We start from the raw sequence: 1,179 nt of genomic DNA, 5'->3' as shown, positions 1-1,179 counted from the left end.
TTACTCGATAATGCTTGCGACGATACCGGCGCCGACGGTGCGGCCGCCCTCGCGGATGGCGAAGCGCAGGCGCTCTTCCATCGCGATCGGCACGATCAGCGTGACTTCCATCGTCACGTTGTCGCCCGGCATAACCATCTCCACGCCCTCAGGAAGCGTCACGACGCCCGTCACGTCCGTCGTGCGGAAGTAGAACTGCGGACGGTAGTTCGTGAAGAACGGCGTATGACGGCCACCCTCTTCCTTCGTCAGGATGTAGGCCTCGGCCTTGAACTTCGTGTGCGGCGTCACCGAGCCGGGCTTCGCCAGAACCTGACCGCGCTCCACGTCCTCGCGGCCGATACCGCGCAGCAGCGCACCGATGTTGTCGCCGGCCTGACCCTGGTCGAGCAGCTTGCGGAACATCTCGACGCCCGTGACCGTCGTCTTCGAGGTCGGACGGATGCCGACGATCTCCACTTCGTCGCCAACCTTCACGATGCCGCGCTCGACACGGCCCGTCACCACGGTGCCGCGCCCCGAAATCGAGAACACGTCCTCGATCGGCATCAGGAACGGCTGGTCGATCGGACGCTCAGGCGTCGGGATGTACTCGTCCACAGCCTTCATCAGAGCGCGAACCGCGTTCTCGCCCAGCTCCTTGTCGCTGTCCTCAAGCGCCGCAAGCGCCGAACCGCGGATGATCGGAATCTCGTCGCCCGGGAACTCGTACTTCGACAGAAGCTCGCGAACCTCCATCTCAACCAGCTCGAGCAGCTCAGGATCGTCAACCTGGTCGCACTTGTTCAGGAACACAACCAGCGCCGGAACGCCAACCTGACGGGCCAGCAGAATGTGCTCGCGGGTCTGCGGCATCGGGCCGTCGGCAGCCGAAACCACCAGGATCGCGCCGTCCATCTGAGCCGCGCCCGTGATCATGTTCTTCACGTAGTCGGCGTGGCCGGGGCAGTCCACGTGCGCGTAGTGACGGTTCTCCGTCTCGTACTCAACGTGCGACGTGTTGATCGTGATGCCGCGTGCACGCTCTTCGGGCGCGTTGTCGATCTGCTCGTACGCGCGGAAGTCACCGAAAAACTTCGTGATCGCCGCCGTCAGCGACGTCTTGCCGTGGTCAACGTGACCAATCGTGCCAATGTTCACATGCGGCTTCGTGCGCTCAAATTTACCTTTGGCCATGTG

At 63.3% G+C, this 1,179-nt stretch carries 1 protein-coding gene; it reads right to left on the bottom strand.

All coding sequences use genetic code 11. The annotated features are described in order from the left end of the window. Window positions 1-1,176 (bottom strand): elongation factor Tu, encoded by a 1,176-nt coding sequence (gene tuf, locus ABD906_RS09825; protein WP_345099248.1) that lies wholly within the window; start codon window positions 1,174-1,176, stop codon window positions 1-3. Window positions 1,177-1,179 lie beyond the last annotated feature (3 nt).

Origin of the sequence: Chelativorans composti (assembly GCF_039541695.1) — a bacterium.
GTDB lineage: Bacteria > Pseudomonadota > Alphaproteobacteria > Rhizobiales > Rhizobiaceae > Chelativorans > Chelativorans composti.
The sequence above is the reverse complement of the archived record's forward strand: the minus strand, read 5'-3'. Positions and strand labels throughout refer to the sequence as shown.